This is a genomic window from Parafrankia colletiae, assembly GCF_001854655.1.
In the GTDB taxonomy this organism is placed as follows: domain Bacteria; phylum Actinomycetota; class Actinomycetes; order Frankiales; family Frankiaceae; genus Parafrankia; species Parafrankia colletiae.
This window is the reverse complement of record NZ_MBLM01000025.1, coordinates 245,616-269,612: the sequence shown is the minus strand read 5'-3', so window position 1 is coordinate 269,612 and position 23,997 is coordinate 245,616. Positions and strand designations below refer to the sequence as shown.

16 protein-coding genes are annotated in these 23,997 nt (G+C 72.3%); 9 read left to right on the top strand and 7 right to left on the bottom strand.

Annotation, left to right across the window (positions count from 1 at the left end; all coding sequences use genetic code 11):
• The first annotated feature begins 554 nt into the window (after window positions 1-554).
• From CC117_RS05365 to CC117_RS05355, 3 genes are all read left to right on the top strand, one after another.
• Window positions 555-1,016 carry a DUF1772 domain-containing protein gene (locus CC117_RS05365; RefSeq protein WP_071082619.1) on the top strand — a complete coding sequence of 154 codons (462 nt, stop codon included), beginning with the start codon at window positions 555-557 and terminating at the stop codon, window positions 1,014-1,016.
• 399 nt (window positions 1,017-1,415) lie between these two features.
• Window positions 1,416-5,489, top strand: coding sequence for an ATP-dependent RNA helicase HrpA (gene hrpA / locus CC117_RS05360; protein WP_071082650.1), 4,074 nt, complete (start codon window positions 1,416-1,418; stop codon window positions 5,487-5,489).
• Window positions 5,490-5,770: 281 nt separating this feature from the next.
• On the top strand, window positions 5,771-6,832 hold the full coding sequence (locus CC117_RS05355) for an alpha/beta hydrolase family esterase (RefSeq protein ID WP_071082618.1): 1,062 nt from the start codon (window positions 5,771-5,773) through the stop codon (window positions 6,830-6,832).
• Window positions 6,833-6,960: 128 nt separating this feature from the next.
• Here the strand turns inward: CC117_RS05355 and CC117_RS05350 are convergent, their stop codons facing one another.
• Entirely contained in the window at window positions 6,961-8,160 is a 1,200-nt protein-coding gene (locus CC117_RS05350; RefSeq protein WP_071082649.1) for a UDP-glucose--hexose-1-phosphate uridylyltransferase, read from the bottom strand.
• A gap of 237 nt (window positions 8,161-8,397) precedes the next feature.
• On the opposite strand from CC117_RS05350, the gene CC117_RS05345 reads away from it, so the two are divergent.
• From CC117_RS05345 to CC117_RS05330, 4 genes are all read left to right on the top strand, one after another.
• Complete coding sequence (locus CC117_RS05345) at window positions 8,398-9,558, top strand: alkaline phosphatase PhoX (RefSeq protein ID WP_071082617.1); 1,161 nt, start codon at window positions 8,398-8,400, stop codon at window positions 9,556-9,558.
• Window positions 9,559-9,655: 97 nt separating this feature from the next.
• Window positions 9,656-10,123 carry a redox-sensitive transcriptional activator SoxR gene (gene soxR / locus CC117_RS05340; protein WP_071082616.1) on the top strand — a complete coding sequence of 156 codons (468 nt, stop codon included), beginning with the start codon at window positions 9,656-9,658 and terminating at the stop codon, window positions 10,121-10,123.
• A gap of 93 nt (window positions 10,124-10,216) precedes the next feature.
• On the top strand, window positions 10,217-10,978 hold the full coding sequence (locus CC117_RS05335; protein ID WP_071082615.1) for an NADPH-dependent FMN reductase: 762 nt from the start codon (window positions 10,217-10,219) through the stop codon (window positions 10,976-10,978).
• 260 nt (window positions 10,979-11,238) lie between these two features.
• Window positions 11,239-12,486 carry an ABC transporter substrate-binding protein gene (locus CC117_RS05330; RefSeq protein ID WP_071082614.1) on the top strand — a complete coding sequence of 416 codons (1,248 nt, stop codon included), beginning with the start codon at window positions 11,239-11,241 and terminating at the stop codon, window positions 12,484-12,486.
• A gap of 19 nt (window positions 12,487-12,505) precedes the next feature.
• Here the strand turns inward: CC117_RS05330 and CC117_RS05325 are convergent, their stop codons facing one another.
• The 6 genes from CC117_RS05325 to CC117_RS05300 form a co-directional block, all read right to left on the bottom strand.
• Window positions 12,506-13,363 (bottom strand): ABC transporter ATP-binding protein, encoded by an 858-nt coding sequence (locus tag CC117_RS05325; protein WP_241829854.1) that lies wholly within the window; start codon window positions 13,361-13,363, stop codon window positions 12,506-12,508.
• A complete protein-coding gene (locus tag CC117_RS05320) occupies window positions 13,360-16,521 on the bottom strand; it encodes an ABC transporter permease subunit (protein ID WP_071082648.1) in 3,162 nt (1,053 codons plus the stop codon). The genes CC117_RS05325 and CC117_RS05320 overlap by 4 nt, the downstream gene beginning before the upstream one ends.
• A 253-nt stretch (window positions 16,522-16,774) precedes the next feature.
• On the bottom strand, window positions 16,775-17,749 hold the full coding sequence (locus CC117_RS05315) for a CAP domain-containing protein (protein ID WP_071082613.1): 975 nt from the start codon (window positions 17,747-17,749) through the stop codon (window positions 16,775-16,777).
• A gap of 157 nt (window positions 17,750-17,906) precedes the next feature.
• Window positions 17,907-19,046, bottom strand: a complete 1,140-nt coding sequence (locus CC117_RS05310) for an amidohydrolase family protein (protein ID WP_241829853.1) — start codon at window positions 19,044-19,046, stop codon at window positions 17,907-17,909.
• A 198-nt stretch (window positions 19,047-19,244) separates the two neighbouring features.
• On the bottom strand, window positions 19,245-19,583 hold the full coding sequence (locus CC117_RS05305) for a hypothetical protein (protein ID WP_407673476.1): 339 nt from the start codon (window positions 19,581-19,583) through the stop codon (window positions 19,245-19,247).
• Between the two features lie 719 nt (window positions 19,584-20,302).
• The gene (locus tag CC117_RS05300; RefSeq protein WP_071082611.1) at window positions 20,303-21,235 is read right to left on the bottom strand and encodes a LysR family transcriptional regulator; all 933 of its coding nucleotides are present in this window, start codon (window positions 21,233-21,235) and stop codon (window positions 20,303-20,305) included.
• Between the two features lie 49 nt (window positions 21,236-21,284).
• Here CC117_RS05300 and CC117_RS05295 point away from each other — a divergent pair, with 49 nt between their 5' ends.
• Complete coding sequence (locus tag CC117_RS05295) at window positions 21,285-22,031, top strand: succinate dehydrogenase cytochrome b subunit (RefSeq protein WP_256385353.1); 747 nt, start codon at window positions 21,285-21,287, stop codon at window positions 22,029-22,031.
• 1 nt (window position 22,032) lies between these two features.
• Entirely contained in the window at window positions 22,033-23,997 is a 1,965-nt protein-coding gene (locus CC117_RS05290; RefSeq protein WP_071082609.1) for a fumarate reductase/succinate dehydrogenase flavoprotein subunit, read from the top strand.

The window sequence follows — 23,997 nt, the reverse complement described above, 5'->3', positions numbered from 1 at the left end:
ATATTTACGCGCAGGCGATGAACCGACTCACGGTTGACAGCCCGCAGCCAGCCTCCACTCCCGACCTCCTGAACCGCATCGTCGCCCAGCTCTGACCGGCCCTGCCAGCACGGCCAGCACGGCCGGTCCCGATCCGGCCACCCCGTGATCGCCGGGCGGCAGCAGCGCACCGGTAGCATGGACAGCTCTTCGTCCTTTCTCTGCAGCAAATCCGCCGGCCATTCCCGCCGGACCGGCCGGCGCCCCCGCCCAGGTCCGATCGTCCGTGCCTGGTCCGGCGACCCCCGGCATCCCGCAGGGTCCGACCGGCCGCCGCGCGTGCCGACCGCCACGTCCTGCAGCGAGCGTCCATCCAGGCTGCCGTAAGCGCCCAATCAGGTGCACCCAACCTCACTCCTGCAATTGCAACTGCAACTGCAACTGCAATGCCCTGCAAAATGCGACCCACTTGACCGAATTGTCCGCATGAAATGGACATTACGGTGCGGCGTGATGCGGCTCTTGGTATGAATGCATTCCACTCAGCCGCGTGCAGGATGGAGAGCCGGAGAATCATGGTCTCGGCACTCGTCGTGGTCTCCCTCGTTCTGACCGGACTCGTCGCGGGAACGATGACCGTCGGCCTGGTTGCCGTTCGRCCCGCCCTGCGCTCTCTGCCCACCACCTCGTACGTGCAGGTGAAGCAGGCCTTCGACATCAGCTACCCGAAGCTGATGAAGCCCCTGCAGATCGTCAGTCTGGTGGTCACCGCAGCTCTGGCCATCGCCGCGGGCGTCGGCGGAGAGACCACCTGCGCCGTCCTCGCCGCGATCGYCACCGTCGCGGTGCTCACCAACATCATCGTCACCGTGCGCGGGGATCTCCCCATCAACAACGCGATGGCGACCTGGCAGCCGGAGGCCCCGCCCAGCGACTGGCAGTCCCAGCGGGCCCGCTGGGACTTCTTCAACACCATCCGGACGTCCGCCGCCGTCATCGCGCTGGTGCTGCTCGCGCTCGCGGCAACCATGGCCTGACCAGAGCGGTGCCGCGGGACTGCCGGGGGCCGGCAGGCGCGGGACTCCGGCGGGCACCCGGCCGCAGGCAGTGCCGGGCCGGAAGCGGCGCGAGGCCGGACAGGCCGGACGGGAATGTGTGACGGCGGCCGGACGCTGCGAAAAGCAGGTGCCATCGCGCGGCGTCCGGGGCAGAATGCTCACTCGGAGGCTCCCCCGGGAGTCCAGCCGCGCCGCGACGGCACCCGCCGCCACGGCCCGGGCAAGGAAGCGACCGGTCATGCACCTCCGGTTGTCACCCAGCCCGCCGGAGCACCCAGGAACTCGACGACCGCCCGGGAAAACACGCCGTCTGTGATCTCTCCAGCAGAATCGCCGCCACCGCGGCTGTCCGAGCTGCGCGCACGCCTGCCGCAGCTCATGGCACGCGACGCGCACCGCCTGGCCAGGCGCCTCGACCGGGCCAGGGCGATGCGCGACGACGCGGCCCGCACCTCCTCGATCGCCCGGCTCGCCGCGGAGGTCGAGGCCGCTCGAGAGCGGGTCGCGACGCGGCAGGCCAGCGTGCCGGTAATCAGTTACCCGGAGGAGCTGCCGGTCAGCCAGCGCCGGGACGAGATCCTGGCCGCCATCCGCGACAACCAGGTCGTGATCATCGCCGGTGAGACCGGCTCGGGCAAGACGACGCAGCTGCCGAAGCTGTGCCTGGAACTGGGCCGGGGCGTGCTCGGCATGATCGGGCACACCCAGCCGCGCCGCATCGCCGCGCGGACGGTCGCCGAACGCATCGCGGAAGAGCTCGGCAGCCCGATCGCGGGCGGTGGCCAGGAGCCGTCCGGCCCGGCCGGCGGGCTGGTCGGCTACCAGATGCGGTTCACCGACCGGGTCGGCCCGACCACGCTCGTCAAGCTGATGACGGACGGCATCCTGCTCAACGAGCTGGCCGCCGACCGGCTGCTGCGCCAGTACGACACGCTCATCATCGACGAGGCGCACGAACGCAGCCTCAACATCGACTTCATCCTGGGCTACCTGCACGGGCTGCTGCCCCGCCGCCCGGACCTCAAGGTGATCATCACCTCGGCGACCATCGACCCGCACCGGTTCGCCCGGCACTTCCACGACGCACCGGTGATCGAGGTGTCGGGCCGCACCTACCCCGTCGAGATGCGCTACCGGCCACTGACCGGCCCCGACTCGCCGGGTGGCCCCGCGAACGACGACCGGCGCAGTGACCAGCGTGGTGACCAGCGGCGCGGCGGCGACCGGGGCGGCGACCGCGACATCGAGCGGGACCAGGTCTCGGCGATCTGTACCGCGGTGGACGAACTGTGCGCCGAGGGCCCGGGCGACATCCTGGTGTTCCTCAGCGGCGAGCGGGAGATCCGCGACACCGCCGACGCGCTGGCCCGTCAGGACCGGCCGACCACCGAGGTGGTCCCGCTGTACGCCCGGCTGTCGTCCGCRGAGCAGCACCGGGTGTTCACCCCGCACACCGGGCGCCGGATCGTACTGGCGACGAACGTCGCCGAGACCTCACTGACCGTCCCGGGTATCCGGTACGTGATCGACCCCGGCCTGGCTCGCATCTCCCGGTACAGCCATCGGACGAAGGTCCAGCGGCTCCCGATCGAACCCGTGTCGCAGGCCTCCGCGAACCAGCGTGCCGGCCGGTGCGGGCGGACGTCCGACGGCATCTGCATCCGGCTGTACGCCCAGGAGGACTTCGACGCCCGGCCCGCGTTCACCGACCCGGAGATCCTGCGGACGAACCTCGCGTCGGTGATCCTGCAGATGGAGGCACTCGGCCTGGGCGAGATGGCGGACTTCCCGTTCCTCGACCCGCCGGAGTCGCGGCAGATCGCCGACGGTGTGCGGCTGCTGGTCGAGCTGGGAGCCCTGGTCGAGGATGCCGAGCCGGGAAAGCGGCTCACCCCGACCGGTCGCAGCCTCGCCCAGCTGCCGGTCGACCCGCGGCTGGGCCGGATGGTGCTCGCCGCCGGGGAGCTGGGCTGCCTGTCCGAGGTCCTGGTGATCGCTTCGGCACTCGCCATCCAGGACCCGCGGGAACGGCCGGTGGAGCAGCGCCCGGCGGCCGACCAGGCGCACGCGCGGTTCACCGACCCGACGTCCGACTTCCTGTCGATCCTGAACCTGTGGCGGCATCTGCGCAGCGCGCGGGAGGAACGGTCGTCCAACCAGTTCCGGCGGATGTGCCGCACCGAGTTCCTGAACTATCTGCGGATCCGGGAGTGGCAGGACGTCCACGGCCAGCTCCGCTCGATCGCCCGCGGGCTGGGGCTGGAGCCGAACGAAAGCCCGGCGGACGTCCGGTCGGTGCACCAGGCGCTGCTCACCGGGCTGCTGTCACACATCGGCCGGTACGAGCCGGAGAAGAAGGACTACCTGGGGGCACGGGGCGCCCGGTTCGCGATCTTCCCGGGTTCCGGGCTGGCGCGACGGCGGGCGGCCCGGCCCGAGGCGGCGGACGGCACCGGCGCGGCGGAGGCCGGCGCCGGCACGGGCACCGGGGCCGACGGGGAGCAGGGCGGCCGGCGCGGGCCGGGCATCCCGACCTGGGTGGTCGCCGCCGAGCTGGTCGAGACGTCCCGGCTGTGGGCCCGCACGGTGGCGCGCATCGAGCCCGACTGGGTGGAGCCGCTGGCCGAGCACCTGCTGCGGCGCACCTACAGCGAGCCGCACTGGTCCCGCAAGCAGGGCGCCGCACTGGCCTACGAGAAGGTCACGCTGTACGGGGTGCCGCTGGTGACGGCACGGCTGGTGCAGTACGGCCGGATCGACCCGGTGGTGAGCCGGGATCTGTTCATCCGGCACGCGCTGGTGGAGGGCGACTGGAACACCCGGCACGCGTTCTTCCAGACGAACCGTGAGCTGCTCGCCGACGTGGAGGAGCTGGAGCACCGGGCGCGGCGGCGCGACATCCTCGTCGACGACCAGACGCTGTACGAGTTCTACGACGAGCGGGTGCCGGCGGACGTCGTCTCCGGCCGCCATTTCGACTCCTGGTGGAAGGCGGCGCGGCGGGCCGAGCCCGACCTGCTCGACTTCTCCGCCTCGATGCTGATCAACGACCGCGCCGGCACGGTGCGCCAGCAGGACTACCCGGACGCCTGGGTCGCCGACGGGGTGGAGCTGCCGCTCACCTACCAGTTCACGCCCGGGGACGCCGCCGACGGCGTGACCGTGCGGGTGCCGCTGCCGGCGCTCGGCGGGCTGCGCGCCGAGCCGTTCACCTGGCTGGTACCCGGGCTGCGCGAGGAACTGATCACCGCCATGATCCGCGGGCTGCCGAAGGTGGTACGGCGCGGGTTCGTCCCGGCGCCGAACTACGCCCGGGCGGTGCTCGACCGCATCACCGCCGACGAGCGGCCGCTGGCGGACGCCGTCGCCGCCGAGCTGCACCGGATGAGCGGCTCCGCGCTGCCGACAGGAGTCTGGTCGCCCGCGCGCCTCGCCGAAGTGCTGCCACCGCACCTGCGGATCACCTTCCGCATCGTCGACGATCGCGGCGCGACGCTGGGTGAGGGCAAGGACCTCGCGGAGCTGCGGAACCGGCTGCGGCCGAAGACGCGGGCCGTGGTCTCAGCGGCGGCGGCCGGGGTGGAGCGCTCCGGCCTGCTCACCTGGGACGTCGGAACGCTGCCGGCGGTGATCGAGCGGAGCCGGGGCAGGCACGTCGTCCGGGCCCACCCGGCGCTGGTGGACGAGGGCGGCTCGGTGGCCGTCCGGGTCTTCGACGACCGGGACGAGGCCGACCGGGCCATGTGGGCGGGTACCCGCCGGCTCCTGCTGCTCAACGTCCCCTCCCCCGTCCGGGGGATCATCGGGCGGCTGCCGAACGCGGCGAAGCTGGCCCTGAGCAACAACCCGCACCGCGACATCAGCGACCTGCTCGACGACTGTGTCGCCGCCGCCGTGGACGTGCTGCTTCGCGGCGCGGGCGGGCCCGTGCGGGACGAGGCGGGGTTCCGGGCCCTGCTCGACACAGTGCGGGCAGAGCTGCCGGAGACCGCTCTGACGGTGGTCCGCGGCACCGAGCGGGTGCTCGCGCTCGCCCACCAGATCGACCGCGGCCTGCGCACGCTGACCAGCCCGGCCCTGCTGGCCACCGCCGCCGACCTGCGCGGGCAGCTCGACGAGCTGATCCACCGCGGTTTCGTGACCCGCACCGGGGTCGAGCGGCTGCCCGACCTGGAGCGCTACCTGACCGCGGCGCAACGGCGGGTCGAACGGCTTCCCGGCGATGCCGCCCGTGACCGGCAGCTCACCACCCGGGTGGGCCATGTGCTGGCGGCGTTCCGCGAGCTGACCGACGAACTGGGCCCGGAAGGGTCGACGGCCGAGCCGGTGCGGGCGGTCCGGTGGATGATCGAGGAGCTGCGGGTGAGCCTGTTCGCGCAGGCCCTGCGTACGCCCTACCCGATCTCCGAGGAGCGGATCTACCGGGCGATCGACGGTCTGCGGCGCATCTGAGACACGTCCGAGGCGCAGTTGAGGCACCCGCCCGAGGCACCCGCCCGGCGGTGAGACGCCCGGCGGCGCAGCCTGTCCCTGGTGGGGCTACCGGCGTCTCCGGCCGGGCGCATTACGATGACCTCGGCAAGAACCTGCGACGGAATCAACGACGTATGAGTGTCTGCCAGATCTATCTGATTGTGGCCCGCTCGGGCTGCGCTCAGCTGTGTTGACGTCGGTGGGACCCAGGTTCGCGCGGGGCCCGGGTGGGGGGTGCGGTGGCGCCTGGCGGCAGGTATGTGATCATCCTCCTGGCCGCCCTGGGTCTGCCACTCGCGGCACTCGCCGCGGTGCAGATGGCACTGGGCCGGTCCGCCGACCCCCATCCGGCCGCACGCTCCGCCGCACACCTGGTCGCCGCGGCGACAGCACCCCCAGGCGCGGCCACGAGCAGCCAGCAGGCCACAGCCGCCCCGGGGGCGGCCGATACGACGACCGCGGACCCGCCCGCCGCATCCGGATCGGTGCCCAGCGCCACGGACGAGAGCACCCTGACCTCCAAGCCCGGCCGCCCGCCGGCGGGTACTCCCCCGACGGGCGGTGGCGCCGCGAGCGGTGGCGCCGCAGACGGTGGAGCGGCGGACTCCGGCGGGATCGGCGCGGCCGGGCCGACAGGCACCCACACCACGGAGATCACGCTGCGGTCAGGCCGCAGCTACGACCTGCACACCACCGTCCGACCGGGCCAGCCACGGCCCCTTGTGGTCCTCCTGCACGCCTATCTTCACGACGCGGCCGTCATGCGTGACATCAGCGGTGCCACCCCGTTCGCCGACGGGCACGGGTTCGCGCTGGCCTACGGCCATGCCGTGGACGGGGCCTGGAACGCCGGCACCTGCTGCGCCGGGACGCACGGCGTGGACGACGTCGCCTACCTGCGGGACCTGGTGGCGGACGCAAGCCGGCGGACCTCGATCGACCCCGCTCGCGTCTACGTCTGGGGCTACTCCAACGGCGGGATGATGGCGGCGCGGGCCGTCTGCGAGGCACCGGACGTCTTCGCCGCAGCCGGGGTCGTCGCGGGCCACCTGCTCGTGCCCTGCGACCAGTCCCCCGTCCGGATGATGCACATCCACGGAACCGAGGACACGACGGTGCCCTGGCGCGGCGGCTGGTCGGACTACGTCGACGTCTCGTTCCCCGACGCGCGTACCGAGTCCTCGCGGGTGACCAGCTCGTCGGTGGTGGTCGGCGTGCCCTGGCCGGGGGGCCACGAATGGCCCTGGTGGGCCGTCGGCCGGCTCTGGGAGTTCTCCGCCGAGCAGCGGACCGGCAGGCACGCCCTCGCCGCCATCCCCTGACCGGCCCGACCCACCACCCGAACGGACCACCGCGGGACGCGGGCGGCGGGCGGGACGCGGCGGCGGGTCGCGATCAGCCCGGTGCCGTCGCGATCAGCCCGGTGTCACAGCCTCGCGAGAATCCCGCGTCACGGCCGCTCGTCGCTACTCGCCGCTCCTGCCGCGCGCCGTCGGGCGGCCCGCAGCCGCTCGGCGGCGTCCTCCGGGGTGATGTCCCGCTGCATGCCGGCGAACATGTCGTACCCGACCACGTGCTTGCGCACGGTGGACGACCGCAGCAACGGCGGATGGAAGTGTGCGTGCACCTGCCAGTGCTCCCACTCCGGCTCAGCACCGTCGGYACCGTCGGCGCCGGGGTGCGGGCCGGGCGCGGCGTGCCAGCCCATCGAGTAGGGGAAGGGCGTGTCGAACAGGGCGTCGTAGGTGCGGAGCAGGGTGCGGAGCACCGCTGCCAGCGCGTCACGTTCGGCGTCGGTCAGCTGGTGCAGCAGCGGCACCGGGCGGCGCGGCAGCACCAGTGTCTCGAACGGCCAGAGCGCCCAGTACGGGACGACGACGACCCAGTGTTCGTTCGCCACGACCACGCGGCCGGCACCGGCGGCCCCAGCCGCACCGGCGGTGGTGTCGAGGTCGGATTCCAGGGCCGCGTAGTCGACCAGCAGCGACGTCCCGTGTGAGCGCCGGTAGTCACGCTGGGACCGGTCCTCGGCGGCGGGCAGGTCGGGCAGGAAGGAGGAGGCCCAGATCTGGCCGTGGGGGTGCGGGTTGGAGGCGCCCATCGCCGCCCCGCGGTTCTCGAAGATCTGCACCCAGGTCCAGGTCCGGGCCAGCTCACGTTCCTGGTCGGCCCAGGTGTCAACCACCGCTCGGACCCGGTCGAGCGGCAGGCTGGCCAGTGTGTCGTCGTGGCGGGGATCGAAGCAGATGACACGGCACGTCCCCGTCCCCGGCTGGGCCCGCAGCAGGGCCGCGGCCCGCGTGTCCGGGTCGTCACCCACCCAGCCGACGCCGTCCACCGCCGCCGGGGCGCCGGGGCGCAGCGCCGGAAAGTCGTTGTCGAAGACATAAACACCGTCATAGTCCGGATTAGTGATTCCGGAGGCGCGCACGTTTCCCGGGCAGAGATGACATTCCCGGTCGTATGCGCCGTGCGTGGTGGTTATCTTTTCCTCACCGCCACGCCACGGGCGCGCGACCCGCCCCGCCGACACCAGGACCCAGCGGCCGGTCAACGGGTCGAAACGCCGATGGGCGCCTTCCTCGGCCGGAAGCGCGAAGGCCCCGGGTGCTGCGACCTCGCCGGACTGGCCCGCTACCTGCTCCGTCACCTGGTCCGGCATCCGACGCGAATGCCGGTCGGGGAAATCGTCCGCAGCCGGGCCGTCAGCTGGTCGGGAGAACGAGGCCGCCACCGTCAGATCGTAGCGGGGCGGATTTCCCCGTTTCGCCGGGGATGGCCACCGGCCCACAGCACAACCGTCAGGACGTCTCACCGTGCCTGTGCTATCACTCGTTGCGGCAGCCGCGCGACAGGTGGGCACGCCGGCTGCGAGGAGGTGTCGAACATGGATCGACGGGCGCTGCTGCGCCTGGCCGCCGCTGGTGTCGGGACCGCCGTCCTGTGCGGTACGAGCTGGCAGTCGGCGGTGGCAACCACCGCCCAGCCGGGCCAGGGCCCGTACGGCCCGCTGCGGGCCCCCGACTCCAACGGGGTCGCGCTGCCGGCGGGCTTCTCCAGCCGGGTGGTCGCGCGATCCCGCGAGATCGTGCCCGGTACCGGCCTGTCCTGGCATGACGCACCGGACGGCGGAGCCTGCTTCCCCGCCGGAAACGGCTGGATCTACGTCTCGAACTCCGAGACCATGCTGAACGGCGGCGCCTCGGCGCTGCGTTTCGACGCCGCCGGCACGATCATCTCCGCCAGCCGGATCCTGCGGCGCACGAACGCGAACTGCGCGGGCGGGGCGACACCGTGGGGCACCTGGCTGTCCTGTGAGGAGTACGCCTTCGGGCAGGTGCACGAGACCTGGCCGGACGGCAGCCGCCCGGCGGTGGCTCGTCCCGCGATGGGCCGGTTCACCCACGAGGCGGCGGCCTGCGACCCCGACCGCCAGGTCGTCTATCTCACCGAGGATCGGCGCGACGGCTGCTTCTACCGGTTCCGCCCGACCCGGTGGGGTGACCTGTCCGACGGCACGCTGGAGGTGCTGCGGGCCCCCGCGGACGCCGTCTCCGGGCCGGTGACCTGGGCCCCGGTGCCGGACCCGGACGGTTTTCCCCGCGCGACCCGGCGCCAGGTCGACGGCGCCCGCGCCTTCAACGGCGGTGAGGGCTGCTACTACGCGGCGGGGCGCTGCCTGTTCACGACGAAGGGCGACAACCGGATCTGGGCCTACGACGCTGTCGGCGAGCGGATCGCGCTGCTTCATGATCCCGAGGCGGTCCCGCGCGGCGGCATGGCCATGGCGGGAGTCGACAACATCACCGGCTCGGCCCAGGGTGACCTGTTCGTGGCCGAGGACCGCCCGGGTCCCGCGCTGAACCTGATCACTCCGGGCGGGACGTTCTCCCGCTTCCTGCAGCTGCCGGGCCACCAGGAATCCGAGATCACCGGCCCGGCGTTCAGCCCGGACGGCCGCCGCCTCTACGTCAGCTCGCAGCGCGGTACCCAGGGGCGTAGCCGGGCGGGGGTCACCTTCGAGATCACCGGCCCGTTCCGGGGGTAGGCACCGCTGATCCGGCCGTCGGGCCGCGACCCGACGCCTCGGCCCGCGGCCCGACGCCTGTAGTTGACGTGAGATTCAGGTTCGCTACCGTCGAACGATGAACGCCACGGACGTCCTGTCCCTCGGAGATGTGGTGCGCCGCAGCGGCTTCAGCGCCTCGGCCCTGCGCTTCTACGAACGGGAGGGGCTGCTGAGCGCAAGCCGCACGAGCGGCGGCCAGCGCCGGTACGCCCGTCATGTACTTCGCCGGCTGGCCTTCATCCGGGCGGCCCGCAACATCGGGCTGAGTCTGGAGGAGATCCGCGAGGCGCTGCGCAGCCTGCCCGCCGAGCGGACCCCCACCCGGGCCGACTGGACGTCGATCTCCCGCGCCTGGCGGACCCGGCTGGACGAGCAGATCGAGGCGCTGGAGAAGCTGCGTGACGGGCTCGACTCCTGCATCGGGTGCGGCTGCCTGTCCCTGCGGCGCTGCCACATCTCGAACCCGGGCGACCGGGCCGYTTCGTACGGCCCCGGCGCCGTCGTCCTGCCGGCCACACTACGACGCACCCCGGAACGCCCCTGACGCGAGGGCCTACGCTTTCCGTCGCATCTCACCCACGCCGTGCGGTAGTCACATTTCCGCAGACACCGCACAGCGATGCACGAGGAGGAGTCGATGGTCGACGCGCACGGTGCGTATCCGGGGAACGGTGACAGCCATCCGTACCCCGGCTCGGGGGAACCGCTGGCGCAACGCCGCGGACGCACCGGCCCACCGCTCACCAGGCCCACGGACACCGGCGCGGGCGGCGTCGCCGATCTGGCTGCGCTGGGCGTCATCGGCCCGCCGCCCACGCGGGCGGAGCGACGCCGCCGCCCCACCATCGTCGGCATCGGCGGGGCCACCCGGCCGGAGTCGACCACCCTGCGGGCGCTGGAGACCGTCCTGGGCTCGATGGCGGCCGCGGGCGCGGAGACCGTCCTGCTCGGCTCCGCCGACATCGACCTGCCGATGTACGTCCCGGAGCAGCAGAAGCGCACTCCCGCGGCTCGCCGGCTCATCAGCGAGGTGGCCCGGGCGGACGGTGTCGTCATCGCCACTCCGGGCTACCACGGCGGTATGTCCGGTCTGGTGAAGAACGCCCTGGACTACCTGGAGGACCTTCGGGGAGCGCCCCGCCCCTACCTGGACGGACGCGTCGTCGGCCTGATCGTCTGCGCGGACGGTCCGCAGACCGCCGGCACCACCCTCACGGCCCTGCGGTCCTCGATCCACGCCCTGCGCGGCTGGCCGACTCCGCTCGGCGTCTCGATCGACACGTCCAGCGCCCCCTTCGGCCCGAACGGCGAGGTGCTCGACCGGCGGGCAGCGAGCCACCTGGAGACGCTCACCGATCAGGTCATGGGCTTCGCCTACGCCTGGTCGCAGGTGATCTGACCAGCCGCGACCGACTCCGTCGACCCAGTGCGCGCAATGGGAGCGCACGGCGCCGGACCCGGCCGACGGACCGGCGCCGCGGTTGCACGGCGGAGAGTCATGCCCGCATCACACCAGACGAGTACCGGATCACCCTGCCATCAGGGCCCGGCACCGACGGTCTACCGTGACGGGGCCGCAGGGCCGCGCGGGCGGGCAGTCGCCGCCGCGCCGCCCCGTCGGCCCGCCAGGGGCTTGAGGAGCATCAGAAAGGACGACCGGTGAGACGACGTCTGGGTCTGCGGCTCGGAGCCGCCTGCATCGGCGCCGTCACGGCGCTCGCCGCGTGCGGCGGGGGGAGCGACGAGCCGTCCGGTGGTTCCGCCACGGGCTCGGGCGACCCGGCCAAGTTGATGATCATTGCCGCCGAGGGCGGCGTCGGTGTCGGGCATCCCGAGATGGTCGCCGCGGTCCGGGCCGCCGCCCGCGCGGTCAACGAGCGGGGCGGCATCAAGGGCCACCCGGTCGAGATCGTGCACTGCAACGAGCGGAACGACCCGGCGGCGGCCAAGGAGTGCGCCCAGCAGGCAGTCGACGAGAACGTCCTGGCCGTGGTCTCTGCGGTGTCCACCTCGGGCGGGATCATGCCGATCCTCGAGCAGGCGGGCATTCCCGCCATCGGCTCGGCCGGCATCGCCGTGGATCAGTCCGAGCTCAGCTCGGACGTCAGTTTCATGATCAGCCCGCTGACGTTCTACCCGACCGTCTGCCCGTCGCTGCTGCGCAGGGCCGGCGCGTCGAAGATCGGCCTGGTCGGTTACGACCTGGCGGCCAGTGACCGGCTGATCACGATGGCGCAGGCCGGCGGGCGGGCGGCGGGCACGCCGCTGTCCCCCGAGCTCCGCGTCCCGATCACCTCCAGCGACCTGACCCCGACCATCGCCCAGCTCACCCGGGCGAAGGCCGACGGCGCCGTGCTCGTCGTGTTCGACCAGGCCGCCTATGCCGTGATCGGCGGCGGCGGGGCGGGCCTGCGCACCTGCCACGCGGCGGGCACCCTGTCGGAGGAGTACCTCGATCGGCTCGGCCCAGCCGCCGACAACCTGGTCGTGGCCAGCGTGTTCCCCGAGTTCAGCCAGCGCGGCGAGTTCCCCGAGCTCGCCCGGATGCTGTCCGAGCTGGACGCCGAGGAGGCTGCCGGGAACACCGACGCGCGCGCCGAGATCCGCTCGTCGACGTCGTCCACCGCGGCCTGGCTGTCCGTCCAGATCGCGGAGAAGGTGGGCAACGCCGTGCCGGGCGAGCTGACCTCCCGCGCTCTGCTCGACCAGCTGCGCGGGACCAGCGGGCTCGACCTCGGCCTGATCCCGCCGCTGGACTTCACGAAGCCGAGCGCGTTTCCCGGAGTCTCCCGGGTGTTCAACACGACGATGCGCGGCGCCCGCTGGGACAGCGCCACCCATGGCTGGTTGCCGCTCGGGCCGGAGACCTACGAGGCACTCTCGCTGCTCACCCGCGGCGCGTCCTGACCGACGGGGCTGACGCCGGTCAGGCGAGGGGCAGGTAGGCGCCGACGAGCACGTCCGGATCGGCCCGCGCCTGCTCCGCCGGGCCGGACCAGGCGACCTGCCCGTGCCGCAGGACGATGACCCGGTCGGCGACGGCGAGCGCGCTGCGGACGTGCTGCTCCACCAGGAGCACAGCCAGACCACCGTCGGCCGCTGCCCGGACGACGCCCAGCAGCCGTTCGGCGATCCGGGGCGCGAGGCCGAGCGACAGCTCGTCGGCCAGCAGCGCGGCGGGCCGGCGGGCCAGGGCCCGGGCCAGGGCGACCATCTGCTGTTGACCGCCGGACAGCAGCCCGGCTCGCCGGTCCAGATGCCCGGCGAGTTCGGGGAAGGTCTCCAGGGCCAGGTCGGTGTCCGCCGCCCCCAGCCGCAGGTTCTCGCGGACGGTGAGTTCCATGATCACGGACCGGTCCTCGGGAACGAGAGCCAGGCCGGCGCGGGCCCGCTGGTGCAGCGGCGCGGTCGTCACCCGGCCGGCCCAGCGGACGACCCCGGTACGCGGCCGCAGCGCCCCGCTCAGCGCGAGCAGCGTCGTCGTCTTGCCGGCTCCGTTCGGCCCGAGCAGCGTCACGATCTCGCCCGGGCACAGGTCCAGGTCGAGGTCACGCACCGCCGGCCCGCCCTCGCCGTAGCCGGCCGACAGCCCGCGCGCTGTCAGCACCGGCACCGGCACCGATGCCGGCACCGACGCCCCGGGCCCGGGCCCCGCCGTCGCCGCCCCCGTTCCAGGCGTCGCGCTGGCCTGCCTGGGCATGGCCTGGCGGGAGGCCGGTATGGCCGCCTCCGGCGTCGGTACGGTCGCGGCGCGGGACTGCCGCCGCCACGGTGCGGGGCTCACCGCCGTGTCCTGCCCACCGCGGCGGCGACGGGTGCGGACGTCCCCAGGTAGGCGCTGCGCACCCGCGGGTCGACCCGGATCTGACCGGGGGTGCCGCGCGCGATCACCTCGCCACCGTCGAGAACCACGATCTGGTCACAGATCCGCATCACCACCTCCATGTCGTGTTCGTTGAGCAGGATCCCCAGGTTCCAGTGGTCCGCGAGCCGACGCAGCAGGGCCGCGACCCCGGCGCTCTCCGTCTCGTCAAGTCCCGCGCACGGCTCGTCCAGGAGGAGGACGGACGGGCAGGTCGCAACGGCGCGGGCGATCGCCAGCAGCCGGCGGCGRCCATACGACAGCTCCGAGACGGTGCGCATCAGGTCCTCCCGCAACCCGAACGCCTCCACCGCGGCGGCCGCCGCGGCCGGCAGCGGCCGGGACCGCGGGAACACCAGATCGCCGAGGTAGGCACGGGCGTCGCGCGGGTCGCAGGCGGCCTGGATGTTCTCCAGGACGGTCAGGTCCTCGAAGAGCTCGAGGTTCTGGAACGATCTGCTGATGCCGGCGCGGGCGCGCAGGTGCGGCGGCAGCCGGTCGAGGCGGGTCTCGCCGAGCATCAGGGAGCTCGACACGGACGACGTGTAGCCGGTGATCGCGTCAATGACCGTGGTCTTCCCGGCACCGTTCGGCCCGATGACACCGACGATCTGGCCGGGCTCCACCCGCAGGTCCACCGAGCGGATCGCCTCCACGGCGCCGAACCGCACCGAAAGCCCCCAGGCGGACAGGGTCGCCGGGCGCGCCGGATACGCGACCGCGCCCACCTGACGCAGTGGACCGGTCGCCGGCCCGGCCGGCAGGTCGGCGACCCGCGCCGGCGCAGCCGCTCCGGCTGTGCCAGCCGGAGCGGCTGGCACAGCCGGTGCAGCCGGGCCGAGCAGGCGGGAGACCCGCACGCCGTCGGCGGCCAACCGCCGCTCGACGGCCCTGGGGAAATGGCGATCGAGGATCCGCCGGGCGTTGCGGGCGTTCTCCGGCGCCATGCCGCCGCCCGACCGGGACAGGACCACGACGAGGACCAGGCCGCCGATCAGTGGCACGTACCGATCGAGGTCGGCGAGCCAGTCGATGACCCGTCCGCCCAGTGCGAGGGCGACGCCCGCGAAGACGGCGGCGCACAGCCAGGGCAGCAGCCGGCCGATCCGGTGGGCCGCGCCCCGCCGCGCGGACCCGTCCGCCGCTGCGGCGCCGGTGCGGTGCGGCTCCCCCCGCGGCGCGGCCGCCCGGCCGACCAGCAGCCCCACCAGCGCGGCCACCGCGGCGAGGAGCACCCGCAGCACAGCGCCCACCCGCTCCAGCAGGCTGCCCGCCCAGGCCCCGAACCTGGTCGCCAGTGCCTCGGCGGCCATCGTCGCGCCGGCGAACGCACCGCTGATCCAGCCGACGCCGCCGACCACCGCGTAGGCGATCAGCAGGATCGAGGCGAACGGGGAGAACAGACCGGCGCCGTAGTCGATGTTGCCGCGCTCACCGAAGGCGTAGAACGCGTAGAGCACTCCCCCGAAGCCCGCGATCGCCGCGGACAGCGCGAAGGCGTAGATCTTGGCCCCGACCACGCTGATGCCGAGTGCCGCCGCGGCCCGTTCGTTGGTACGGACCGCGATCAGCCGCCGCCCCGCCCGCCCTCGCCGCAGGTTGGCCACGATCAGGCCGAGCAGGACGAACGAGAGCAGCGACAGCGTCGCGAAACCGCGGGGGTGCGCAACCTTGTCCAGGCTGATGCCGAAGAGGGTGGTGTCGCCGACCTCCGTCCCCTCCAGCCGGGCGAGATCACCGAAAAGGTCACCGAACGGGCTCGGTGGGGCCGGCGAGTGGTAGCCACGCTGGAACAGCAGGGCGTCCACCGCGGCCCCCAGGCCGAGTGTGACCACCGCGAGCTGCAGCCCGCGGGTGCGCAGCGCGGGCAGCGCGAACAGCACTCCGACGACAGCGGTGCCGGCGACCCCCACCACGAGCGCCGCCTCGAGCGGCCAGCCCTGGATGGCGACGAGCCTCCCGGCGATGAGCGCGGCCGTGCCGGAGAAGGCGAGCTGCGCCAGCGAGAGCTGGCCGGTGAAGCCGACCAGCACCACCACCGAGATGATGATCGTCGCCCAGATCGCGTTCGCGTTCAGCGCGTTCACCCACGCCGCCGGCAGCAGCCACCAGACGGCTGCCAGGGCGGCGGCGACGGTGATGCCGAGCGCCCGCCAGTGCACCCGCCCGCTGCCCAGCGACGGGTGCCGGTCGGCGACATGGCCGCGGTCCGGGATGCCGCGCCCGCGCACCGCCAGGTAGAACACGATCACTGCCAGCGGCACCGCGCGGTCCAGGCCCCGCCAGGCGGGATGGTCGGCGATCAGGTTGACCTGGATCTCCAGCTCGACCACGGCGAGTGCCAGTGCGGCGCCGAGCACCACCGGCAGCGACCGGAACCGCGCGACCAGTGCGACCGCCAGCCCGGGGACGATCAGCAGCATCAGCCCGCCGGCCGACAGCGGGTTCTGCAGCGGCGCCAGCAGGACCCCGCCGAGCCCGGCGAGCGCCGAGCCGGCCAGCCAGGCCCAGCTCGCCACGGTGTCCGGCGACCAGCCGAGCGTGGCCGCGGCACGCGCGTTCTCCGTCACCGCCGTGGCCGCGAGCCCGAGCGTGGTGAACCGGAACACCGCCCACAGCCCGGCCACGACCGCCCCCACCACCGCGAGGCGGACGAAGACGTCCACGCCGACCGCGGTGTCGAACAGCGTCACCTTGGACGTCGGCAGAACCGTCGGCGAGTTCCGGACCTCCCCGCCGTACATCAGGGTGAGCGAGGACTGGATGACGATGAGCAGGCCCAGGGTGGCCATCAGCCGCAGCACCGCCGTCGCCTGCCGCATCGGGCGCAGGACCAGGTGGTGGAAGACCAGGCCGATCGCCATCGTCGACCCGACGGCGAGCGCGGCCGCCAGGGCCACCGGCAGGCCCCAGGTGGTGTGCGCGCCGTGGAAGGCGTAGGCCGACCAGGCCAGCAGCGCGCCCTGTGCCATGTTCAGGACGCCGGCCCCGCGCTGCACCGCCACCACGCCGGTGGCGACGAGCGCGTAGAGCGCACCGGTGCCCAGGCTCAACAGGGCGTAGCCCATGATGTCGTCCACGGCGCCCACCTCACGTCGCACCGTGGCCGGTGCCTGGCTGTGCTCGGGAAGGACCGCGGACGTCTCCCCGGCGGCCCGCGGCGCAACGCGGACCCATCTGCTCACCGCCGAGAGCTGATCACGGTGATCTGTGGGAACGTACGGTCACGAACACGGGTGGAGCAAGCAAACCATCCACAACGTCGACACTGGCTACCAGGTAAAACGAGTCAATTGGTCGAACGGGTCATCGGATCTGCGGTCAGCTGCGGGGTCAGCGCGGAGTCCCGAAAACCTGCGTCCAGTAGACGCCGTACTCCCCGCCCTCCGCCCGGCCGACGCCCAGCTGGCGCACCTCGGGCCGCAGGATGTTCGCCCGGTGGCCGGGGCTGTCCATCCAGCCCGCGACGACCTCGCGGGCAGTCCGCTGGCCGGCGGCGATGTTCTCGGCGACCACCGCGTAGGCGTAGCCACAGGCAACGACACGATCGGCCACGCCGACGCCTTCCGGCGTCTCATGGGCGAAGAAGCCGCGGGTGGCCATGTCGGCACTGTGCCCGGCAGCGGCCGCGGCCAGGCGCGACTCGGCGGACAGCGGTGCCAGTCCGAAGCGGGCCCGCTCGGCGTTGGTGAGCTCCAGAACCTCCAGGAGGACGTCGCCGGCGGGTCCCGGYGCGGGCAACCGGCGCCCCGGGGCCGGGGCCGGGGCCGGCGCTGGGGCTGGGGCTGGGGCTGGCGTCGACGCCCGCGCCGGCGCCGGCGGTTCCTCGACCTCGATGCCGAAGTCACGGGCCAGCCCGGCCAGGCCGTCGGCATAGCCCTGGCCCAGCGCCCGGATCTTCCAGCGCCCCCCGCGGCGGTAGCACTCGGCGATCTGCAGGGCGGTCTGCGTGTCCAGGCGGGGCGGGCGCAGGGTCGCCACCGGGCGGCCGGCGGCGCGCACGGTCGCGAGCGGCGGTGGCAGCCACCCGAAGGGGCTGGTGCCGTCCGCCGGGCTGGCCACGAGAACGACCCGCTCGGCGCCCGGGCGCAGCCGGGCCAGGTTCAGGTCGATGACACGGGCCTCGGGGGTGTCCCGCAGGGTGACACCGGCGGCGTTCGGCTGGTTGTAGAAGATCATGTCACGGTCGCCGGAGACGCGGCCATCGGCCCCGAGCACCAGGGCGGACAGGTCGAACGGTCCGGGCAGCGACAACGAGAGCTCGCTGCCGGCCAGGTCGGTGTTGGCCCCGGACACCAGCTCCACCATCGCGGCCTCCGCGCTCGCGCGGCCACCGCGTCACCACCCTGCCACCGGCGGGCCGCTGCGCCGAGGGCTTCACCAGCTGACAACGAGCAGCACGCACAGAGGTTCCGCAGGCCCGCCCGGGCCAGCCGGGCGGCCAGGCTGGCCGGGCCCGTGGGCGTCAGCAGACCTGGCCACGCAGGACGATCAGCTCGGGGGCCCGCAGGACCCGCACGTCGAGCCGCGGATCGGCCGGGTACACGACGAGGTCGGCGGACTCGCCCTCCGCCAGTCCCGGCCGGCCGAGCCAGCGGCGGGCGTCCCAGCAGGCGGCGCCAAGGGCGGCCTGCGGCGGCATCCCGGCCGCGACCAGCTCGGCGACCTCGTCGGCCACCAGGCCGTGCGGCAGCGAGCCGCCGGCGTCCGTCCCGGCGTAGATCGGGATGCCGGCCTCGAACGCGGTGGCGACGGTGTCGTACCGGCGCGCGTGCAGGTCGCGCATGTGGCGGGCGTAGGCGGGGAACTTCGCCTCCGCCCCGGCGGCGATCTCCTCGAAGGTCGCGATGTTCACCAGGGTGGGGACGATGGCGATGCCCCGCTGCGCGAAGAGCCCGACGGTGTCGTCGGTGAGGCCGGTGGCGTGCTCGACGCAGTCGATGCCGGCATGGGCGAGGTCGGCCAGCGAGCTCTCCGCGAAGCAGTGGGCGGTGACCCGGGCACCGAGGGCGTGGGCGGCGTCGATGGCCGCGCGTGCCGCGTCGGCCGGCCAGCACGGGGCGAGGTCGCCCGAGGCCCGGTCGATCCAGTCGCCGACCAGCTTGACCCAGCCGTCGCCGCGGCGGGCCTGCTCGGCGACCTCGGCGGCCAGCTCGCCGGGTTCCACCTCGGCCGCGTACCCGCGCAGGTACCGCTTCGGGCGGGCGATGTGCCGGCCGGCGCGGATCAGGCGGGGCAGATCCGCCCGCTCGTCGATCCACCGGGTGTCGGACGGCGATCCGGCGTCACGCAGCAGCAGGGCACCGATGCCGCGGTCGGCCAGGATCTGCTTCTCGGCCGTCCGGGCGTCGGTCGCGCCGGTGGAGACGAGACCGACGTGGCAGTGCGCGTCGACGAGGCCGGGGATCACGCAGCCCGTGACCGTCCGGACGTCGCGGGCAGCGGCACCGGTCGGGGCGGTGAAGGTCACCCGCCCGCCGACCACCCAGACCTCGCCCCGGACGTCTTCCGGCCCGACCAGGACCTGCCCGGTGATCCGCAGCGTCGGCGTGCCCGCCGTCGGTGAGCCCGTCGTGGACGTGTCCGTCATGCGCGTGTCCGTCATGCGCGGGTCCGTCATGCGCGGGTCCGTCATGCGCGGGTCCGTCATGCGCGGGTCCGTCGTCGCGTACCTGTCGTCGGCGTGCTCGTCACGACGTCCATCATTCACCCGTGCCGCGTTCCGGACACGCACGTCGGTCGGCGCCGTCGGCGCCGCCCGCGCGCCACCGGCGGTGCCGTGGAGGCCGGCAGGAGCGGCGTCTCAGATGTCGAGCTGCGATTCGATGGAGCGCAGGCGGTGACGGGCCATGGCGAGGTTGGCGCGGGCCTTGTCCAGGACCAGGTAGAGGAACAGGCCCCGCCCGGTGTGGCTCTGCAGCAGGCGAATCAGGTGGTACTGGCGCCCCAGGGTGATCAGGATGTCCTCGATGGTGTCGGCCAGCCCCAGGCTTTCCATCGTACGGATCTTCGCCCGGATCACTTCGGTGTTACCTGCCGCGGCCACTTCCAGATCGAAAGTGTGGTTGCTGCCCAGGGTTCCCAGGGTCATTCCACTGGTGAAGTCAACCAGCGCGACACCAGTCGCGCCGTCGATCTCCATCGCTTCCTTGAGAGCAAGGTCAACGCTGTTCACAGTTCCTCCTGCACGAATGTGCGGAGCGTTCGGAGCAGCGTGCTCCGATGGCTCCGGCAGATTTTTCGGCCGCGCGGGCGCGACATCTTCTGATCGCTCGAACCAGGAGCTCTCGGCACGCCTGCGCATCTCGGACCAGAGTCCCATGCGGTCCGCACGGTCACCGAGCACCGTCACGACCACCCACCCACTCCCCGTAGGGCGCCGCGAGGACCACCGGAAAACCGCTGGTCAGCGACGCTCCCGGTGTGCTGGTGGCGCAGGTCGGGGACAGGCGGCTCCAACCACCGGCCGCGCCGCCGGCCACGGTGAGCCGCAGCCCCCGGGTGGCAGGCCACCGGTGTCCGGCCGGTCGCCGGCTGTCGGCGCTCCGCCGGACGAGGAGATCGCGAAATGATGTGCCAACCACCGCAGCACAGCACGAACGTCACCGCGCCTACCCCCGTTTCGGCGCCGACACCCGCCGGGAAAACCGCATCGCAACACGCGCGGCACTGCTCCCCCGCAGCCACCGGACAGAAATCCTTGCCTCAGCCCTATTTCACCGCTGCCAGCACTACTGAGCACTGACCACGGGCAATAGGACCGCTTGCGCCACGCTAACCAGGAAAATACCTCTCGTCAGTGTGATGTAAGTCACATGACCTTTTTGTCGCATCTGAAGTGACCCTCCGAACAGCACGGAGTCACTCGGGGACGAGATCGGTTCCGGGAGGGAGGGTGCCGGCGGCGGCGGTGCTCTTCAAATAGGCGCGGAGACTGCGGCGGAGTTCCTTGGCGGCCTGCGGCGGCTCGACGTCGCGCCGGTGCGCGAGACCGATCGTCCGGTGCAGGCCAGGCGGTACGAAGCCGGTGCTCCGCAGGCGCTGGCGCCGGGCGACCATGCTCGGGATCACCGCCGCGCCCAGACCCGCCTCGACGAACCCGACCACCGCGTCCATCTCGCCGCCCTCGATAGCGAAGGTCGGCTCGAAGCCGGCCATCCGACAGGCGCCGACGGTGAACTCGCGCAGGTCGTAGCCCCGCCTGAACATCACCATGGGGCGGTTGCGGAGGTCCACCACCCGCAGCTGACCATCCCGCGCCGGCGGCGGGGAGTTCTCCGAGGTGACGAGGACGAGGTCCTCCCGCAGCAGAGGCATGGTCGCCAGCGCCGGATCGGTGCTGTGCAGGGGAAGGATGATGAGCGCCAGGTCGAGGTGCCCCTGGGCGAGGTCGCGGACGAGATCGCGGGAGCCGCCCTCCTCGACGACGAGGCGGATGCCCGGGTACTCCCGGTGGAAGGCGTACAGCACCTCGGGGAGGAACCCGGTGCACAGGCTGGGCGTCGCCCCCAGCCGCACGGTTCCCCGGCGCAGGTCGAGCAGCTCCTGCACCTGCCGGCGGRCCGTCTCGGTGTCGGCGAGGATCCGACGTGCCAGTGGCAGCAGAGTCTCCCCTGCCGGAGTGAGTGTGATGTTGCCCCTCATTCGATTGAAAAGGGGACTACCCAGCTCCTGTTCCAGTGCACGGATCTGTTGCGAGAGGGAGGGCTGCGCTACGTGCTCACGCTCAGCCGCATGGGTGAAGTGCCTGGTCTCGGCGACGGCGACAAAGTACGCAAGCTGATGAAGCTGCACACCTTAGGGTAGCTGACGATAGGCGCAGCCTATCGAGCTGAGGTCCAGCATGTCTTGGACCGATGAGGAAGTTGTCCCTAGGGTTCGCAGCGTGGCTGTAACGAACGACGCGCGGCCTACGTCCCCCGTAGGCATCTTCTGGCGGTCCACCATCGGCAAGAAGGCCGTGATGGCCGTCACCGGGGGGGTGATGCTGCTTTATCTCCTCGTCCATATGCTCGGCAACCTGAAGATCTTCTACGGCCGCGAGAGCTTCGACGAGTACGCGCACTGGCTGCGCACGATCGGGGTCCCCGCGCTCCACGGAGCCTGGTTCCTGTGGATCATGCGGGCCCTGCTGCTCGTCGCGATCGTGCTGCACGCCACGACGGCGTACCAGCTCAGCCGACGGGATCTGAAGGCCCGGCCGCAGAAGTACGCTCACCGGCAGCGACTCGAGGCGAGCTACGCCGTCAACACGATGCGTTACGGCGGCATCATCATCGCCCTTTTCGTCATCTACCACCTCCTGGACTTCACGACCCTGACGGTGAACCGGCACGGAGTCGAAGGCGCCGCCTACGACAACATTGTGTCCAGCTTCTCTGTGTGGTGGGTCACACTTTTCTACATCATCGCGATGCTAGCGCTCGGTTTGCACATTCACCATGGCTTCTGGAGCGCTGCTCGCACCCTCGGCGTGCACAGCGCGGCCCGGGAGAAGAATCTGAAGATCGCCGCGACCGTTCTGGCGGTCCTCATCTCGGCGGGCTTCGTGACCGTTCCCATCGCCGTGCTGGCCGGATTGGTGGACTGAGATGCCCGAGACGACTTCCCTCGGCTCTGGCGGAAGCGCCTACTGGACGGTCGGCGACGACATCGCCGACACCGCAGCGCCGGACGGCCCCATCGAGACCCGCTGGGACCGCCGCAAGTTCTCCGCCAAGCTGGTCAACCCCGCCAACCGCCGCAAGCACACCGTCATCGTGGTCGGCACCGGCCTCGCCGGCGGTGCCGCCGGCGCGACACTGGCCGAGCAGGGCTACAACGTCATCCAGTTCTGCTTCCAGGACTCGCCCCGGCGCGCGCACTCGATCGCCGCGCAGGGCGGCATCAACGCGGCGAAGAACTACCGCAACGACGGCGACTCCGTCTACCGGCTGTTCTACGACACGGTCAAGGGCGGCGACTTCCGCGCCCGGGAGTCGAACGTCTACCGGCTCGCCCAGATCTCGACGCAGATCATCGACCAGTGCGTCGCGCAGGGTGTGCCGTTCGCCCGCGAGTACTCCGGCCTGCTCGACACCCGCTCCTTCGGCGGTGTGCAGGTCCAGCGGACGTTCTACGCGCGGGGCCAGACAGGGCAGCAGCTGCTGATCGGCGCCTACCAGGCGCTGTCGCGCCAGATCGACGCCGGCAACGTGGAGATCCACCCCCGGACCGAGATGCTCGATTTGATCGTCATCGACGGGCGGGCCCGCGGCATCGTCGCCCGTGACCTGGTCACCGGCAAGATCACCCCGTATCTGGCGGACGCGGTCGTGCTCGCCACCGGCGGCTATGGCAACGTCTTCTTCCTCTCCACCAACGCCAAGGGCTCCAACACCACGGCGACGTGGCGGGCCCACCGGCGCGGGGCGCACTTCGCGAACCCCTGCTACACGCAGATCCACCCGACCTGCATCCCCCGCTCCGGGGAGTACCAGGGCAAGCTCACGCTGATGAGCGAGTCGCTGCGCAACGACGGCCGTATCTGGGTGCCCAAGACGAAGGGCGACACCCGCTCGCCGGACCAGATCCCCGAGGCCGAGCGCGACTACTACCTGGAGCGCATCTACCCGGCCTTCGGCAACCTCGTCCCGCGTGACATCGCGTCACGCGCGGCGAAGTACCAGTGCGACGACGGCCGCGGCGTCGGCCCGGGTGGGCTCGGTGTGTACCTCGACTTCGCCGACGCCATCAAGCGCATGGGCGAGGACAAGGTCCGCGAGAAGTACGGCAACCTGTTCGAGATGTACGACCGGATCACCGGTGAGGACCCGTACAAGGTCCCGATGCGGATCTACCCGGCCGTCCACTACACGATGGGCGGGCTGTGGGTCGACTACGACCTGCAGAGCAGCATCCCCGGCATGTTCGTGATCGGTGAGGCCAACTTCTCCGACCACGGCGCGAACCGCCTCGGTGCCAGCGCTCTCATGCAGGGCCTGGCCGACGGCTACTTCGTCCTGCCGCCCATGCTCGGCAACTACATCGCCAGCACCAAGCTGGGCTCGGTCAGCCTGGACGACCCCGCGGTGACGTCGGTGGTCGGCGAGGTCACCGGCCGGCTCGGCCGCCTGCTGGAGATCAACGGCGACCGCACGCCCGACTCGTTCCACCGCGAGCTCGGCGAGCTCATCTGGGACGAGTGCGGCATGGGCCGCACCGAGGCGGGCCTGCGCAAGGCGCTCGCCCGCATCCCGGAGCTGCGCGAGGAGTTCTGGCGGCGGGTGAAGGTGCCGGGCGACTCCGGCGAGCTGAACCAGTCGCTGGAGAAGGCGAACCGGATCGCGGACTTCCTCGAGTTCGGCGAGCTGCTGTGCATCGACGCCCTGCACCGCGCCGAGTCCTGCGGCGGCCACTTCCGTGAGGAGAGCCAGACCCCGGACGGCGAGGCGCTGCGCGACGACGAGCACTTCGCGTACGCGGCGGCGTGGGAGTACACCGGCGGAGCCCCGGTGCTGCACCGGGAGCCGCTCCAGTTCGACTACGTCCACCTGGCCCAGCGCAACTACTCGTGA